Annotated in this window: 13 protein-coding genes; 6 read left to right on the forward strand and 7 right to left on the reverse strand. The window is 69.8% G+C overall.

Annotated features, from left to right (window positions below; translation table 11 throughout):
* Positions 1–180: 180 nt before the first annotated feature.
* Positions 181–1,416 carry a DUF6068 family protein gene (locus tag FMQ63_RS20195; protein WP_043612998.1) on the reverse strand — a complete coding sequence of 412 codons (1,236 nt, stop codon included), beginning with the start codon at positions 1,414–1,416 and terminating at the stop codon, positions 181–183.
* Positions 1,417–1,515: 99 nt separating this feature from the next.
* Between FMQ63_RS20195 and FMQ63_RS20200 the strand changes: the two genes are divergently transcribed.
* Positions 1,516–3,522 carry a hypothetical protein gene (locus FMQ63_RS20200; protein ID WP_026114222.1) on the forward strand — a complete coding sequence of 669 codons (2,007 nt, stop codon included), beginning with the start codon at positions 1,516–1,518 and terminating at the stop codon, positions 3,520–3,522.
* Between the two features lie 39 nt (positions 3,523–3,561).
* On the opposite strand, the gene FMQ63_RS20205 is transcribed toward FMQ63_RS20200, so the two are convergent.
* The 4 genes from FMQ63_RS20205 to FMQ63_RS20220 all read right to left on the reverse strand — a co-directional run bounded on the left by FMQ63_RS20205 (position 3,562) and on the right by FMQ63_RS20220 (position 7,714).
* Positions 3,562–4,110, reverse strand: a complete 549-nt coding sequence (locus FMQ63_RS20205; RefSeq protein WP_225888964.1) for a hypothetical protein — start codon at positions 4,108–4,110, stop codon at positions 3,562–3,564.
* Positions 4,111–4,296: 186 nt separating this feature from the next.
* Positions 4,297–6,099, reverse strand: a complete 1,803-nt coding sequence (locus FMQ63_RS20210) for an amidohydrolase (protein WP_011550790.1) — start codon at positions 6,097–6,099, stop codon at positions 4,297–4,299.
* Between the two features lie 42 nt (positions 6,100–6,141).
* Positions 6,142–6,840 (reverse strand): hypothetical protein, encoded by a 699-nt coding sequence (locus tag FMQ63_RS20215; protein WP_225909726.1) that lies wholly within the window; start codon positions 6,838–6,840, stop codon positions 6,142–6,144.
* A gap of 100 nt (positions 6,841–6,940) precedes the next feature.
* Positions 6,941–7,714, reverse strand: coding sequence for a rhomboid family intramembrane serine protease (locus tag FMQ63_RS20220; RefSeq protein WP_011550792.1), 774 nt, complete (start codon positions 7,712–7,714; stop codon positions 6,941–6,943).
* Positions 7,715–7,915: 201 nt separating this feature from the next.
* Between FMQ63_RS20220 and FMQ63_RS20225 the strand changes: the two genes are divergently transcribed.
* On the forward strand, positions 7,916–8,440 hold the full coding sequence (locus FMQ63_RS20225) for a hypothetical protein (protein ID WP_011550793.1): 525 nt from the start codon (positions 7,916–7,918) through the stop codon (positions 8,438–8,440).
* Between the two features lie 2 nt (positions 8,441–8,442).
* Here the strand turns inward: FMQ63_RS20225 and rnz are convergent, their stop codons facing one another.
* Positions 8,443–9,366, reverse strand: coding sequence for a ribonuclease Z (gene rnz, locus FMQ63_RS20230; RefSeq protein ID WP_011550794.1), 924 nt, complete (start codon positions 9,364–9,366; stop codon positions 8,443–8,445).
* A gap of 119 nt (positions 9,367–9,485) precedes the next feature.
* Between rnz and FMQ63_RS20235 the strand changes: the two genes are divergently transcribed.
* From FMQ63_RS20235 to FMQ63_RS20250, 4 genes are all read left to right on the forward strand, one after another.
* Positions 9,486–10,163: a DUF2293 domain-containing protein gene (locus FMQ63_RS20235; RefSeq protein ID WP_171452290.1), complete on the forward strand. Its 678-nt coding sequence runs from the start codon at positions 9,486–9,488 to the stop codon at positions 10,161–10,163.
* 98 nt (positions 10,164–10,261) lie between these two features.
* The gene (locus tag FMQ63_RS20240) at positions 10,262–10,993 is read left to right on the forward strand and encodes a TetR/AcrR family transcriptional regulator (RefSeq protein WP_216609046.1); all 732 of its coding nucleotides are present in this window, start codon (positions 10,262–10,264) and stop codon (positions 10,991–10,993) included.
* Positions 10,990–12,099, forward strand: coding sequence for an efflux RND transporter periplasmic adaptor subunit (locus tag FMQ63_RS20245; protein ID WP_011550797.1), 1,110 nt, complete (start codon positions 10,990–10,992; stop codon positions 12,097–12,099). Before FMQ63_RS20240 ends, FMQ63_RS20245 begins: the two co-directional genes overlap by 4 nt.
* Before the next feature lie 12 nt (positions 12,100–12,111).
* The gene (locus FMQ63_RS20250) at positions 12,112–15,228 is read left to right on the forward strand and encodes an efflux RND transporter permease subunit (RefSeq protein WP_011550798.1); all 3,117 of its coding nucleotides are present in this window, start codon (positions 12,112–12,114) and stop codon (positions 15,226–15,228) included.
* On the opposite strand, the gene FMQ63_RS20255 is transcribed toward FMQ63_RS20250, so the two are convergent.
* Positions 15,216–16,004 carry a hypothetical protein gene (locus FMQ63_RS20255; RefSeq protein ID WP_171452289.1) on the reverse strand — a complete coding sequence of 263 codons (789 nt, stop codon included), beginning with the start codon at positions 16,002–16,004 and terminating at the stop codon, positions 15,216–15,218. The two genes, FMQ63_RS20250 and FMQ63_RS20255, sit on opposite strands and share 13 nt — an antisense overlap.
* Positions 16,005–16,031: the final 27 nt, after the last annotated feature.

The raw sequence follows: 16,031 nt of genomic DNA on the forward strand, positions 1-16,031 counted from the left end.
TGAGGGCCGCGCAGGCGTTGGTATCGTGCGCGATGTCGGATTCCTCGCTGCCTGCTTCCGCGCCTCGTGCGTCGCTGGCCCTCATCGTGACCGGGTGGCCATGTCATTGGTCGGCGCGAAAGGAAGCCAGAGCACGCGCGCGCTGTTCGACGAGCGCGCGCGTGCCGGGACACAAGGCGCCTACGGCGTGACGCCCGGCACCCACACGCCCCAGGCCGTGAGCTGCGTGCCGCCACCACCGGGCGTGACGTGGTCGAGCAGCGGCTGGAAGCGGGCCTCGTGGGCCAGCCCCGCTAGCGCATCCTCCCAGGGGTCGGCGGCGTAGGCCTGGACGCGGACGTTGTTCGCCTGGGGTTGCGCGGTCTCGAACTGGAGCACCGGCACGCGGTGCGTGCCCACCGTCAGCGTCTCTCGCTTCGCCGGTGCGAGGCCCTCGGGAGCAGGGGGCCATTGCCGTGCGTCCAGTGACTCCCAGATGCGCGCGAGCACCGCCTCCTCCAGGGGCACGGCTTCCGCCTGGGCGAAGTCCGGGCACGCCGCTCCCGAGGTGGGCGGCGTCACTTGCTGACGCAGGATGAAGCCTCGCTCCGCGGCCTGGCAGGTGCGCAGCACGGACGTGGTGCCTTCCGTCTCCATCCGCATGTCGAACCAGGTGCCCGGCCCCCAAGGGCGGGCGAGCGTCGGAGGCAAGCCGGTGCCACCCTCCTGTCCCTGGCGCGCTTCCACCAGGGTGAGCTGTGAGCCGCCGCCCATGCCGAAGCCAGCCAGTGTGGTGCTCGCGTCGAGCAGGCCATTGGTGAGGTACAGCGGCCCAGGTGTCGCCGCGTAGAGGCGGTTCTCCAGGGGCCCGTCCATCATCCGCTTGTCGTTGAGGTAGCGCTTCGCCTCCCAGTGGCGGCCCGCGGCGGTGAGCTGCTCGGTGCTCTGCTTGCCCTCGCGGGGGACCTCCAGCGCACGCGACTCATCCGCGCGCACGGGCACCACCAGCGGCCGCGCGAGCATCGGCCGCCGCGACGGCGCGCCGCCATCCTCGGTGAAGTAGAGCGTCACCCAGACCCAGGGCAACTCCACCGCCACGACCTCCAGCGTCACCACGCCGGCCACCGCGGCCTCTGGCACGGTGCCGGGCTGCTGCCGGCCCATGGCCTTGCGGTTGGCGGAGAAGGAATACGCCACGCGGTCGCCCACGCGTGCCCGCAGCCAGGGCGAGTTGCCGCGCCGCGTTGGCGCCTCCGTCGCCGTCTCGGTCTCCGACTTCGTCTCCGTCACGGGCTCCTGGGTGGAAACTTCCGGCGGCGCGGTGGTGTCCTCGGAGGGCGTGGTGTGGGGCTCCACGCTCTTGCAGCTCGTGCCAAGGGCCAGGGCCGCGCACAGCATCGCGGAGCGGGACAGGGAGGAGGCGACAGGCTTTCGCATTCGGGCAACCTCGGCGGTGAGGGGCATTGCGTCACCCCTGTCCAACCTTGATACACCGGGGTGCTGGCCCGCCCTCAACTTTCTGGAGTTCCGCGTCCCATGACCACGAACCTGCGCATTCGTCGTGTCGTCCTTTACAAGCATGGCGTCGGCTACTTCGAGCGCCGGGGAAAGGTGAGTGGCAACGACACGCTCCACCTGGACTTCAAGGCGCGTGACATGAACGACGTGCTGAAGTCACTGACGGTGCTCGACTTGTCGGGCGGCTCGGTGTCGGCGGTGAGCTACGACTCCACGAAGCCGCTGGAGCAGCTCCTGGCGGAGGCCACCATCCGCATCCCGGAGGACGGCAGCCTTACGGCGCTGCTGGGGCAGATCAAGGGCGCGCGCGTGCGGGTGCGCGTGGGCGGCGCGCAGGTGGAGGGCTCCATCATCGGCCTGGACTCGCTGGCGGTGGCGTCCGGTGAGACGAGCCTGATGCGCCCGTTCCTGTCGCTGCTGGTGGGCGCCTCGCTGCGGACCTTCGACATCCTGGACGTGTCGGAGCTGGAGTTCCTGGACGAGGCGGTGCGCAAGGATTTGGAGTTCTACCTGGCCACGGTGCTGTCCTCGTACAAGAAGGACTCCAAGCGGATGGCCATCCTCACCTCGGGCCAGGGCGAGCGCGAGCTGTTCGTCAGCTACGTGGTGGAGTCGCCGGTGTGGAAGACGAGCTACCGCATCCTCCTGGACGAGGGCGAGCCGCCGCTGCTCCAGGGCTGGGCGCTGGTGGACAACACCGGTGACGAGGACTGGGTGGACGTGAAGCTGTCGCTCATTGCCGGGCTGCCGGTGTCTTTCGTGCATGACCTGTACAACCCCCGGTACATGAAGCGGCCGGTGGTGGAGGTGACGACGGAGGCCGCCGCCGCGCCGGTGATTCCGGAGGAGAGCTTCGGCAGCGCCGGGGACATGATGATGGAGCAGGAGATGGCCGCGCCGATGATGTCCGCCATGCCCGCCGCGGCCCCCATGGCCGCGCCGCGCCGCTCTCGGGCGGAGAAGGCCATGGTGGGCGGCCCTGGCCGTGGAGGCCCGAGTCGGCGCGAGGCCATGGAGACGAGCGCCGCGGTGACGACGCTCACGAAGGAGGTGGGGGACCTCTTCGAGTACGGCGTGGACCGTCCGGTGACGGTGCACCGCAACCAGAGCGCGCTGGTGCCCATCCTGCACAAGCCCTTCGAGGGCAAGCGGGTGCTCCTCTACAATCGGGCCACGCGTGAGAAGAACCCCATGGCGTGCATCGAGCTGAAGAACACCACGGGGCTGACGCTGGAAGGCGGCCCGGTGACGGTGTCGGAGGACGAGCGCTACGTGGGCGAGGCGATGCTCGACACGATGAAGCCGAATGACCGGCGCTTCGTGCCCTACGCGGTGGAGTTGGGCTGCGTGGTGTCGATTGAAGACCGCACGGAGGACGGGCCGGTGTTCCGGGTGGCGGTGAACTCCGGGATGCTGGTGGCGGAGTATTTCCACGTGCGGCGCACGATGTACCTGTCGCGCAACAAGGGGCAGCGGGCGCAGGTGCTGTACGTGGAGCACCCGCGCCAGGGCTGGGAGCTGGCCAAGGATGCTCCGGAGCCCGCGGAGACGACGGACGGCTTCTGGCGCTTCAAGCGGGAGCTGGCCGCGGGTGCGCAGGACTCGCTCACCGTCACCGAGCGCACACGGGGGCAGCGCCAGTACCTCATCTCCAGCATGGGGCTGGACCAGGTCTCCTACTTCGTGTCGCAGCGCTTCGTTGACGAGAAGATGGCGGGTGCGTTGAAGGAGGTCGTCACGCAGCGCGAGCAGGTGGATGCGCTGGCGAAGGACGAGCAGCGCCTGCAGGAGGAGCGCAACCAGCTCTTCCGGGACCAGGAGCGCATCCGCTCCAACATCGAGTCGCTGAAGAGCGGGGCATCGCAACGCGAGCTGGCGGACCGCTTCGTGTCCAAGCTCAACGAGCAGGAGGACCGCCTGGAGGCCATTGCCAGCGAGTTGGAGAAGCTGGCGAAACAGCGGCAGGAGGCGCAGAAGGCGCTCAACCGCCGCATCCAGGCGCTCAGCTACACGGCGGACCTGTAATCCGCGGTGGGCTGCCCGGACCGCACCGGGCAGCCTTCGCTACCCGGAGACGATGCGCCAGCGCAGCGTCCCATCCTTGTCCGGCGCGACGATTTCCACGCGCGGATTCTTGGCGCTGGAGCATTCCAGGTACGCCCTGAAGCCCCCCGCCATCTCATGGAGGGCCACCGGCGTCTGGTAGGTGAACTGGCGCAGCAGCAGCATGCCCGTGCCGTTCTCCTCCTGGTGCAGCAGCTCCCCCTGGTCGCAGTAGGAGCGCCACATGCGCCGCGCCATCCCCAGCACCATGTTGGGCGTGGTGAAGCGCAGCACCATCTTGAAGATGGAGTGGATGTCTCGCAGGGTGACTTCGTAGCCCACCGTGTGGGCCCCCTCCGGCTTCCCGTCGAAGTGCCGGTCCACCACGTGCTGGATGATGCCGAAGTACGTCTCCACCGGCACCCAGCCCACCGCCAGCGTCGTGCGCGGGTCCGCGTGGGGTTGCAGCTCGGGAAGCAGCGACTCCACGGCCGTACGCGCGGTGTCCTCGCCGAAGCGCTCGTGCACGTAGGCCAGCAGGTTCTGGACGGTGAAGCCCTTGTAATTCACTCCGGACAATGAGGCTGTCACGCTTGCGATACCCCCCGCTCCAACCTGTGAGCCGGCCTTGGCTCACAGGAGGGTTGCGGCAAAGCCGTATGCTAGAGCACTCCACGACACGGCGGAAATAGCAGTACACGCCAATTCCCCGCGACAGCCACGTTGCGCCCTGGATTCCCCGACTGTCCTGGGCGCTCAGCGCTGGAAGGCGCGGTAGACCTCCACGCCGGCCACCACTGTCAGCCGCACCTCGGCGCCGGGCAGCGCGGTGACGGGCCCGTCCACCGGGTCCACCGACAGGGCCACGAAGTCCGCGTCCATGCCGGGCTGGAGCCGGCCGCGCCGGGCTTCGGCGAAGGATGCGTGCGCCGCGCCCACGGTGAAGCCCTCCAGCGCCTCCTGCCCGCTCAGCCGCTGCTCCCCGTACCAGCCGCCTTCCGGCAGGCCCCGGACGTCCTGACGCGTGCGCGCCGCGTACAGGCCCGCCAGCACGTTGGGGCGCTCCACGGGAAAATCGCTGCCCAACGCCAGCACCGCGCCGGACGCCTTCAGCCGCTGCCACGCGTAGGCCCCGCGGATGCGCTCCGCTCCCACGCGGGCCTCCGCCCACGGCATGTCGCTGGTGGCGTGCGTGGGCTGTACGCTTGCGATGAAGCCGCTGCGGCCCAGCCGTTCGATGTCCTCGGGGCGCATGATTTGCGCGTGCTCCACGCGGTGCCGGCCGGACTGGAGCGTGCCGGTGGCCTCGGCCGCGCGCGCGAGCACGTCCAGCACCACCGTGTTGGCCCGGTCTCCAATCGCATGCGTGCACACCTGGAAGCCCCGCGCCATGAAGGCGCGCACGCGCGCTTCGTACTCCTCGGGGGACAGCAGCAGCAGACCGCGGTGGCCGGGTTCGTCGCTGTAGTCCTGGTGCAGCGCCGCGCCCCGGCTGCCCAGCGCGCCATCCAGGGTGAGCTTCACCGCGCGCATCGTGAGCATGCGCCCCTCATAGGGGCCGTCCTTCAGGTACGTCTCCCGGTCGCCCGTCTGTCCATCCGCCATGGCGTAGACGCGCAGCGGCAGCTTGCCTCCCTTGTCCCAGCGCTGGAGCAGGCGGAAGGTGCGCAGGTCCATGCCCGCGTCGTGGACACCGGTGAGGCCCACTTGCGCGCCGCGCTGGAGCGCCGCGGTCAACTGCGCCGCGTGCTGCGCGTCCGTGGCGGGCGGCAGCACGGACTCCACCAGCTCCATGGCGTTGTCCACCAGGATGCCGGTGGGCTCTCCGCCCTCACCCCGGAGGATGCGCCCGCCCGCCGGGTCCTTCGTGTCGCGGGTGATGCCGGCGCGCCGCAGCGCCTCGCCGTTGACCCACAGCGCGTGTCCGTCCACGCGGCTCAGCGCCACCGGCCGCAAGGGAAAGCGCTTGTCCAGGTCGGCGCGCGACGGGAAGGCCTTCTCCGGCCAGTCGTTCTGGTCCCAGCCGCGGCCCAGCAGCCACTCACCCTGGAACGCGGAGGAGGGCGCCGAGGCGAGCCGCTCCAGGGCCTCCTCCTTGGTGTCCACACCCTGCAGGTCCACCGTCACCAGGCCGCGGCCCAGGCCCGCCAGGTGCCCGTGCGCGTCGGTGAGGCCCGGCACCACCGTGGCGCTGCCCAGGTCCACCACGCGCGCGTCCTTGCCCGCGGCGGCGAGCACCTCATCCTTGGTGCCGGTGGCCAGCACCTTGCCGTCCTTCACCGCGAGCGCCTGCACCTGGGGCTTCGCCGGGTCCAGCGTCCGGATGCGCTCGGCCACGTACACTGTCGTGGTGGCGGTGGGCTCTGGCACGGGGGCCGGATTGTCATCCACGGGCGGCACGCGCCGGGTGCAGCCCGAAACGCTTGTCAGAAGGAGTACCGCCCCGAGGAGTCCACCACCGAGTCGTCGTAGCGTCATGTCTGGCACCTGTCTGGAAGCCCGCGCCAATTCCTGGCGCGTCCGGCGCGACACTCTGGCGCACCTGGAAGGAGAGGCCAAGCATGGGTGTCCCCCTCCAGGCGCGTTGACGTCACTGCACGGTTACAGGTTGGTGGGGCAGGGCTGCGAGCGCGGCGAGCAGCCCGTGGACTCCACCTGGTAGGTCAGCTCGTACTTGCCACCGTGGCCTTCGAGAATCGAGGTGAAGGTGCCCGTCTGGCCACGCAGCGTGGTCCAGCCAATCTGCTCCTGCACATCGAAGATGTGCATGCTCTTGTCCCAGAGCGCCACCAGCTTGCCGCCGGCGCCCACCGTTTGCGTCGTGAACTGCAGCGGCGGCGGATAGGAATTCAGGGGGCTCCACTCCACCCGCTTGTTCGGCGTCATGTAATCGTCGTTCCAGATGACCTCGGACTGATTGTCGCCGGTGACCTCTGCCTCCAGCCAGGCTTCGTCGTTGCCGTCGATGTCCGACGTGGTGATGCACTTCAGGGACAGCAGGTTCGCCCGCCAGAACAGCGTGTAGTAGGGCCAGTCGGGGTCGGGCTCACCGCCACCACCGCCGCCCTCACAGGATGGGTCATTGCACTGCGCCGGCGGCGCCAGGCTGCTCTCCTGCAACTGCTTCTCCAGCGCGATGATGTCCACCGGCTTCGCGTCCGCAGCCTGCGCGTCCACGCCCTCCACCGCGTCCGTCTCCACGGGCGCCTGCGACGGCTCCATGGGCTCCGTACCGCAGGCCGTGAGCGCGAGCACCGCGCCCATCGTCAGCCCCAGCGTCTGTTGCTTCGTCTTGCTCATCCGCATCTGCGCTTCCTTCGGGTGTCTGGCCCCAGCAGCCTGGATACGCAGCGGTTCACGAAGTCTGGCAATTCACGGATGCGGAAAAAGTCAGCCCCCCTCACGGATGGTTGGGATGGAGCCGGTGGCGCATCGACGTGCGCTGGTTCGTGTAGCGCGTGTTCTGGAACAGCTTGATGAGCGCCATGCCCGCCACGAAGCCACCGATGTGCGCCCAGAAGGCGACGCCGCCGGACGCCTCCGCGCTGACCGTGTTGAGCTGGGGCAGGCCGCTGAAGAGCTGCACGCCGAACCACCACAGCAGCACCGCCCACGCGGGCACGGGGAAGACGCGGATGAAGATGACGATGATGAACAGCATGTTCACCCGCACCCGTGGATAGAGCAGCAGGTACGCGCCCATGACGCCGGAGATGGCGCCGGACGCGCCCACCGTGGGCACCGGCGAGCCCGGGTCCACCAGCAGGTGCGCCGCCGCCGCGGCCAGTCCGCACAGCAGGTAGAACACCACGAAGCGCAGGCGGCCCATGCTGTCCTCGACGTTGTTGCCGAAGACCCAGAAGAAGAGGCAGTTGCCCAGCAGGTGTCCCCAGCCGCCGTGTAGGAACATGGAGGTGATGGGGGTGAGGAGGTTGATGGGCTCGTTGTCCACCACGCACGTCAGCCCATCTCCCAGGGGAACGGGGAGGCCCAGCGCCGCCTTGCCCGTCAGCTCGCCCGGCACCATGCCCAGGTTGCAGACGCTGGCGGCCAGCCGGTAGGCGTCCAGGCCCGCGCCCTGGATGAAGACCCAGACGAAGCCGATGGTGCCGAGCAGCAGGTATGTCACGACGGGAGTGCGGAGGGTGGGGTTGTCGTCGCTGATGGGAATCATGTGGGGGCCCCATCATGCGCGTTCCCCTGGCCGGGCGCGGCGGCGGAGGGGGCCTGGATGTGCGGCGCTGGACGCATGGGCACCCATACGGACGGAGCGGGTGGGATGCTTGCCCAGGGAAACCATCCCCGGGGAGACTTGGCTGCGGGAAGAAGGTTGAGGGATGTTGAGCCGCCTCACACTCCCGTGGAGTCCTGAGAAATGAACCTGTCGATGCTGTCGCGCGGCGCCGCCGCGCTCCTCGTGGTCGCCGCGCTGTCCCTCACCACCACTGGTTGCGCCGGCCGCCGCCGCGAAGCCTTCCTGCTGGAGAAGGCGCGCAACCACGTCTACCGCAAGCCCGTGGCGGAGGTGTATCCGCAGGCGCTCGCCCTGCTGAAGGAGAAGGGCTACTCCTTCAAGACGGGCCAGGGCGGCTTCGAGGCCACCACCGAGTGGTTGATGCAGGGCGCCCCGTCGTCGCTGGGCACCACCCAGGTGCGTTACCTGGTGCGCGGCATCGAGAAGGGCCCGGGCCAGTCCTCGGTGGAGTTCACCCGGCAGCTCGTCACGCAGTCCGCGGGCGCCGCCAACACCTCCGGCCGCGCGCCTGACGTCTCCGAGCCCGCCGTACGCGCCGACGGCGGCAACATCACCCGGGACGAGGCGCTGGAGTGGGAGCTGGTCCAGCGCGTGGACGCCGAGTCCGCGTCGGCCCTGCGCGCCGAGTCCGAGAAGATTCAGTAGCCTCAGTCCCGGAGGGGTAATTCGACGGTGAACCCGTCGAAGGCCACCTCCACCGGCCCCTGGTACTCCTCGCGCGCCTGCGTGAGCAGTTTCGAGGGGTCGGTGTCGTGCCGGCTGGAGAGGTGGGTGAGCACCAGCCGCCGTGCTCCCGCCTCTCGCGCCACGCGCGCCGCTTCCCGCGCGGTGGAGTGCCGGGTCTCCACGGCCCGCTCCTGTTCGTCGTCGGAGAAGGTGGACTCGTGGACCAGCAGGTCCGCGTCCTTCGCGGCCTTCACCAGCGCCGGGCACGGGCGCGTGTCCCCGGAGATGACCAGCCGGCGCCCCGGGCGTGGCGCGCCGAGCACGTCCTCCGGCTTCACCGTCCGCCCGTCCTCCAGCGTCACCGGCTCGCCCCGCTGGAGCTTTCCGAAGCTGGGGCCCTCCGGCACGCCCAGTGAGCGCGCCACGTCCAGGTTGAAGCGTCCGGGCCGGTCGTCCTCCACCAGCGCGTAGCCCAGGGCGTTGATGCGGTGGTCCACGCCCACCGCGTGGACCGCGTAGCCCTTGCGTGGCACCACGTCACCGTCCTTCAGTTCGTGAATCTCCACTGGGAAGGACATGGACTCCACGCCCAGGTGGACGGCCTGGTGGAGCAGGCGCTTCGCGGAGGGCGGGCCGTACAGGTGGATGGGCTCGGAGCGCCCCGTCATGCCCAGCGTGCGCAGGAAGCCGATGATGCCCAGGTAGTGGTCCGCGTGGAAATGCGTGAAGAACACCGCGTCCACGGTGAAGCCGGTGCCGTAGCGCACCATCTGCCGCTGGCTGCCCTCGCCACAGTCGAAGAGCAGCAGGTCTGAGTGCGCCTTCACCGCGAGTCCGGACAGGTTCCGGTGCAGCGTGGGCTGCGCGGCGGATGTACCAAGGAACGTGAGCCTGAGGAGGGACATGCCGGCACTTCCCACGCGTTGAGGACCTCCCGCGCCAGGCAACCGCCGACGCGAGGGGGCCATTTACCAGGGTTGGAGGCACCCATGCTATGTGGCCGCCCCCGACCTCGGACTTCACCATGCCTGAATCCCTGACCTTCGCGCCGACTTCGGACCCTCGCCGCGTGCGCGCGCCGGATGGCCGCGTGCTCACCGTGCCGGACGGCTGGGCCCTGCTTCCCCCCGGTGACGCCGGACTCACCCGCCGCGTGAAGGCGGCGGGGCCCTCCTGGACCGTGGCGGAGAAGGTGGGCCGCAAGCTCTTCTCCCGGGGCGTGTGGGCGCCGGAAGCGCACATCCTCCACGCCCGCGCCGCCCTCGAGGCCGAGCGCGCCACCCCCGCCTACGAGAAGAAGCTGGCCGCCGGACGCGAGCGCCGCGCCCGCGAGCAGGAGGCCTACGAGGTCGACTTCGCCAACGCCGTGCTGCGCTTCCTCGCCTTCTCCCCGGCGTGGCTTCCGCACGCCAAGCGCATGGCGGTGCTCGTCGCCGCCCATGCCACCCCCGTGGGCAGCGGCACCGTGGCCCGCACGGAGCGCATCCCCCTGGAGCGCCGCGCCGAGGCCGCCGTCATCGCGTGGATGCGACATCAGACCACGAGCTACGACGACATGCGCATCGCCCGGGTGAAGGGCGCCCGGCGGGAGGTGCGCCGGGAGCTGGCGGACATCTCCCGCGCCGTGCTGGACCTGCACCGCCGCGATGTCCCCCACGGGCCCTCCGCGTGCCCGCTGTGCACCGCGCTGTCGCGGACCTGAGCGGCGGAACGCACCCACAGTCGCAGTCCTTGGATTACTGACCCGGTGTTCAGAAACCTTGCGTGGTTAATGACCGGCGGGTTAGGAATCCGGCCAGCATGGCCCGTCCCGCCGACCCTCACGCTCGCAGTGCGCTGGTGTCCGCGGCCCGGCGGGAGTTCGCGCGCCGGGGGCTGAAGGGGGCGCGCATCGAGGACATCACCGCCGCGTGCGGGCTGTCCAAGGGCGCCTTCTACCTGCACTTCCCGTCCAAGGAGGCGCTGTTCGGGGAGGTGGTGGGCGCGTTCGAGTCCGGGCTGATGGAGATGAACGGGCGTCGCATGGCGCGCATGGAGGGCTTCTTCCAGACGCACGGCATCCCGGGAGCGCAGGACCGCATCGAGCGCAGCGATCGCTACCTGCGGTTCCTCCAACTGGAGAAAGAGCACGACCTGGAGGCCCTGGATTGGGTGTGGGAGTTCCGGGACGTGTCCCTGGTCCTCACCAGCGGCAGCCAGGGCACGGAGTTCGAATCCCTGCTGTGGCGCGTGACGGATGCCCAGGTGGAGCGCATCTCCCACGACTTCCGGCGGCTGCAGGAGGCTGGCGCCATGGACCCGGAGTTGGACGCGCGAATCTTCGCCTCCATCATCGTCGGGTCCTTCCTGCTGCTCTCCACGCAGATGGCGCGGCTGGATGAGAAGCCGGACCTGAACGCGTGGGCGAACACGCTCCAGCGGCTGTGCCAGGAGGGCACCCGTCCGGCGTCGCCCGCCCCGTCCAAGCGTGTTGCGCGCCGGCCCCGGGCCGCCGCCGAGAAACCCCGAAAGACCCCGAGGAAACGCTCGTGAAACCCAACCTGAAGCCGTCCGCTGTCCGCGTGTTCGCCGCGGCGGGCATGGCCACCGCCGTGCTGTCGCTGACCGCATGCCAGAAGGCGGATGCCTCGTCGTCGCCGCCCGCCAAGGGGTCGGCGCAGGAGGTGGTGCCCACGGTGAAGGTCGTCTCCGCGCGGACGGTGCGGGCCGCGCCGAGCGAGTCGGTGACGGGGACGCTGTTCCCCGCGCAGGGATTGATGGTGGGCTTCGAGGTGGGAGGCCGCCTGTCGGTCGTCCGGGTGAAGAAGGGGCAGGGGGTGAAGAAGGGTGACGTGCTGGCGCAACTGGACCCGGAGATCGCCGACGCGCAGGTGGCCCAGGCCGAGGCCGCGGTGGCCGCCGCGGAGGCCGCCTCCACCATGGCCGCCGACGTGGCCGCCCGCAACGAGAAGCTCCAGCAGCAGGGTGGGGTGAGCGAGGTGGCCCACCGCACCGCCAGCGCCAATGCGGCGCAGGCGCAGGCGCAGTGGATGGCCGCCAAGGCGCAGCTGGCTCAGGCGCGCGCGTCCCGCCGCCGGCACGACCTGCGGGCGCCCTTCGACGGCACCCTCATCGACGCACCGGAGCAGACGGGCGCGACGGTGGCGCCGGGCACGCCGCTGTTCAACCTGGAGCGCCTGGACACGCTACTCTTGAAGACGACGGTGTCGGAGGCCCTGCGCTCGCAGTTGGAGCCCGGCGCCAAGGTGCGCGTGGAGTCGGTGGGCGCGCGCGTGTCCTCGGACGAGGCGGTGGTGCGCACCATCCTCCCCTCCGCGGACCCCGCCACGCGCCGCATCCCGGTGGAGCTGGCCGTCCCCAACGCGGATGGCCGCTTCGTGGCGCACACGCTGGCGCGGGCGGTCCTCTCGCTGGGGCAGGTGCAGGACGCCCAGGTGCTGCCGGGCACCGCGTTGTCGGCCCTCAACGGGGACCATGTCTGGGTGGTGGCGTCCGGTCAGGTGCGTCGCGTGGACGTGCGGGTGTTGGAGCGGCGCGAGCAGGGCGAGGTGGTGGTGCTGGCGTCCTCGCCGCTCGACTCCGTCGTTGACCACCCCACTCCGGGCCTGTCGCAGGGCGCCCGCGTCTCCGTGAAGTAGGGAGCCCTCCCCATGCTGCTCAGCGACGTCTCCATCCGCAGGCCCGTCTTCACCGCGATGTTGTCGCTGTGCCTCGTCGTGCTCGGCCTCATGGGCCTGGGCCGCCTGGGCACCGACCTCTATCCGGACGTGTCCTTCCCGGTGGTGGTCATCAACACCGTCTACAAAGGCGCGGGTCCGGGCGAAATCGAAACGCAGGTCATCAAGCCCCTCGAAGACGCCGTCGCTGGCATCAGCGGCGTGGACAAGATTCACTCCTACAGCCGGGAGAACGTGGGCATCGTGGTGGTGCAGTTCAAGATGACCGCCCCGCTGGACCGCGCGGTGCAGGACGTGCGCGACAAGGTCGCCGGCATCGTCAGTCGCCTGCCCCAGGACGCGGACGCGCCCGTCATCGGCCGCGTGGACCTGGGGGCCACGCCCATCCTCACCTACGCCGTCTCGGCGGAGCTGCCCTCGCAGGAGCTGCGCCGGCTCATCGATGACCGCGTGAAGCCCGCGCTCGCGCAGTTGGAAGGCGCCGCCGAGGTGCGCGTCACGGGGGGAGACACGCGCGAGGTGCAAATCGACATCGATTTGGACAAGGCGCGCGCGGCGGGCGTGTCCCCGCTGGGCATCGCCCAGCGCGTGGCGTCGGAGAACCTTGACCTGCCCGCGGGCCGGCTCCAGCTGGGCGCCTCCGAGATGACGGTGCGCTCGCTGGGGCAGTTCCAGAACGTGGATGAAATCCGCGACCTGCCGGTGGCACGCAGCGCGACGGGCGCGCAGGTGCGGCTGGGCGAAATCGCCAGCGTGACGGACGGCGTGGCGGAGCGGCGCACCCTGGCGCGCCTCAACGGGCAGGACGCCGTCATCCTGGAAATCGTCAAGCAGCCGGGCTCCAACACCGTCGCGGTGAGCGAGGCGGTGCGGCAGGTGATGGCGCAGATGGGCTCGGTGGTGGGGCATGGCTTCCAGGCCACGCTGCTCATCAACCAGTCGGACATCATCCAGGAGAACGCGCACGAGGTCTGGGTGGCGCTCATCTTCGGTGGCGCGATGGCGGTGCTCATCATCCTCATCTTCCTGCTGGACGTGCGCGGCACCTTCATCTCGGCGCTGGCGCTGCCCACCTCCGTGCTGGGCACCTTCTTCGTGATGTACGTGCTGGACTACACGCTCAACCAGATGACGCTGCTGGCCCTCTCGCTGGCCATCGGTCTGCTCATCGACGACGCGGTGGTGGTTCGCGAGGCGATTACCCACCGGCTGGAGAAGGGCGAGGACCCGGTGAGCGCCGCGTCCAACGGCACCAAGGACGTGGGCCTGGCGGTGCTCGCCACCACGCTGGCGCTGGTGGCGGTGTTCGTGCCGGTGGCCTTCATGCCCGGCATCGTCGGCCAGTTCTTCCGGCAGTTCGGCATCACCATCTCCGTGGCGGTGCTGATTTCCCTGTTCATCTCCTTCACGCTGGACCCGATGATGTCAGCGCGGCTGGCGAAGCGGCGCGTGCCGGGCGAGGTCCGCCAGGAGAACGCGGTGGCCGCGGCGCTGCGCCGCTTCCTGGACGGCACCGAGCGCGTCTACGAGTCCATCCTCCGCTGGGTGCTGGCGCACAAGTGGACGACGGTGGGCCTCACGCTGGTGCTGCTGGTGGTGTCCTTCGGAGGCGCCAGCCGCCTGGGCATGGAGTTCATGCCCGCGGAGGACCGCTCACAGTTCTTCGTGGACCTGACGCTGCCGGACTCGGCCAGCATCCGGGAGACGGAGGCCCGCACCGCCGACGCGGAGGTGTTGCTGCGCCAGCTTCCGGAGGTGACGGACGTCTACTCCATCGTCGGCAAGGACGGCGATGTGAACAAGTCCCGCATGCGCGTGCTGACGGTGGGCAAGGACGCGCGCACCAAGGGCATCCAGGTGCTGAAGGAGGACGCGCGAGCGCTGCTGGAGCCAGGGCTGGTGGGCACGCGGGTGAACCTGAGCGACCCGCCCATCCTGGAGGGCATGGGCGACTACTACCCCATCATGGTGCGCATCACCGGACCGGACCTGGCGCGCGTCAACGAGGAGGCTGAGCGCGTCGCGGGCATCCTCCGCGAGCTGCCGGGCACCGCGGACGTGCGCGTGGAGTCCAACCCGCCCAAGCCGGAGATGCAGGTGCTCATCGACCGCGCGCGCGCCAGCGACGTGGACCTGCACGCGGGCGCGCTGGCCACGCAGTTGCGGCTGGCCATTGGTGGTGACGTGGTGGCGAAGTTGCGCGAGGGCATCACCGAGACGGACATCCGCGTGCGCCTGTCGGAGAAGGACCGCGCCACGCCGGAGCGCGTGCGCCAACTGGAGGTGTACACGCCCAGCGGCCTGCGCCCGCTGACGGACGTGGCCCGGGTGGAGATGAAGAACGGCCCCAGCCTCATCGAGCATGAGAACCGCGAGCGGCAAATCGCCGTGTACTCACAGTTGGGCCCGGGCGCGGCGCTGGGCGACATCGCCCGGGAGCTGAAGGCGCGCGTGGCGGCCCAGCCGCTGCCACCGGGCTACGCGCTCATCTACGACGGGCAGATGAAGAACCTGGACGAGCAGAACGACGCCTTCGGCGCGGCGTTCGGTCTGGCCTTCGTCTTCATCTACATGGTGCTCGCCAGCCAGTTCGAGTCCTACAAGCACCCGCTCACCATCATGGTGTCGTTGCCACTGGCCCTGGTGGGCGCGCTGCTGGGACTGGTGGTCACGGGCTTCCACCTGTCCATGGGTGCCATGATTGGCATCATCCTGCTGATGGGCCTGGTGACGAAGAACGCGATTCTGCTCATCGACGGCGCGCTTCAGAACCTGCGGGAAGGCGACACGGTGGACGAAGCGCTGCTCAAGGCGGGCCCGCGCCGGCTGCGGCCCATCCTGATGACGAGCGCGGCCATGGCCATCGCCATGGTGCCCACGGCGGTGGGCTCGGGCACGGGTTCGGAGTTCCGCGCACCCATGGCCATCTCCGTGATTGGTGGCGTCATCACCTCCACCTTCCTCACGCTGCTGGTGGTGCCGGTGGTGTTCGCCGGCATGGAGCGCCTGGGCTTCAAGCGCCGCCTTCCGCGCGACGATGCTGCTGCGCCGCCGCACCAGGTGGAGCCCAAGCCCGGTCAGGCGGCCTGAGGTCCACAGGCTCGGGGGGCGTTCATCCCCCCCGCGTACAGCGGCGCCATTGTATCCAGGATGGCGCCCATCAGCCGCTGGCCGTCGGGCGTGTCCGGGCAGAGTCCACCCCAGACGAGCGTGAGGCGTTCGGCCACCGGGCGGAAGTACATTCGCCCGCGCATGCGGACCGGCTCGTAGCTCTCCCGGCCGCCCACGAGGTAGTCCTCCTCTGGCACGCCGAACACGGCGTAGTACGTGAGGTCCGGCGCCTGCGCGTCCTGCACCCGGTGCAGTCCGCTGGGGATGATGCAGCCCACCTCCGCCATGTGCCACGGGCCTTCACGGCCCTGGCGCACGTCCAGCACCTCGAAGCACATCTTCGACGCGGGGCAGCCCAGCTCCCCGGCCGTGAGGAAGTTGTAGTCGAGCCGCGGAATCTCCAGCATCTCGTCCAGGTCCGGGCGGCCGTCGCGGGTGAATCCCCACGGGCTGCCATCCCGCTTGTACGAGCGGATGCCGTAGGCGCCGTAGAAGACGTTGTACCAGGGGCTGTGCGGGTTGAAGTAGTTGGAGCAACCGGCCCGCTCCGGGAAGTCTCCGATGGTGAAGGCCACCAGCAGGTCCATCAGCCGCTTGGTGTCGAAGGCCATGAAGGGTTCATGCGCCACCGCGCCAATCGACCCTCGGATGGTGGGCACCGGTGTGGCGATACCGGCCTCCGCCAGGAAGTTCTTCTTCCCCGGCAGCGGCGTGGCTTTCATGGCCAGGATGGCGAGCTCTCGTTGCAGACCCATGGAATTCCTACCCCCTCGCCGCACATC

Origin of the sequence: Myxococcus sp. CA005, assembly GCF_006518205.1 — a bacterium.
Lineage (GTDB): Bacteria > Myxococcota > Myxococcia > Myxococcales > Myxococcaceae > Myxococcus > Myxococcus xanthus.

Coding starts and splice junctions, on each gene's coding strand:
- FMQ63_RS20240 (WP_216609046.1), top strand. CDS start 10,262: ATGGCCCGTCCCGCCGACCCTCACGCTCGCAGTGCGCTGGTGTCCGCG.
- FMQ63_RS20225 (WP_011550793.1), top strand. CDS start 7,916: ATGAACCTGTCGATGCTGTCGCGCGGCGCCGCCGCGCTCCTCGTGGTC.
- FMQ63_RS20220 (WP_011550792.1), bottom strand. CDS start 7,714: ATGATTCCCATCAGCGACGACAACCCCACCCTCCGCACTCCCGTCGTG.
- FMQ63_RS20215 (WP_225909726.1), bottom strand. CDS start 6,840: ATGAGCAAGACGAAGCAACAGACGCTGGGGCTGACGATGGGCGCGGTG.
- FMQ63_RS20250 (WP_011550798.1), top strand. CDS start 12,112: ATGCTGCTCAGCGACGTCTCCATCCGCAGGCCCGTCTTCACCGCGATG.
- FMQ63_RS20200 (WP_026114222.1), top strand. CDS start 1,516: ATGACCACGAACCTGCGCATTCGTCGTGTCGTCCTTTACAAGCATGGC.
- FMQ63_RS20195 (WP_043612998.1), bottom strand. CDS start 1,416: ATGCGAAAGCCTGTCGCCTCCTCCCTGTCCCGCTCCGCGATGCTGTGC.
- rnz (WP_011550794.1), bottom strand. CDS start 9,366: ATGTCCCTCCTCAGGCTCACGTTCCTTGGTACATCCGCCGCGCAGCCC.
- FMQ63_RS20255 (WP_171452289.1), bottom strand. CDS start 16,004: ATGGGTCTGCAACGAGAGCTCGCCATCCTGGCCATGAAAGCCACGCCG.
- FMQ63_RS20235 (WP_171452290.1), top strand. CDS start 9,486: ATGCCTGAATCCCTGACCTTCGCGCCGACTTCGGACCCTCGCCGCGTG.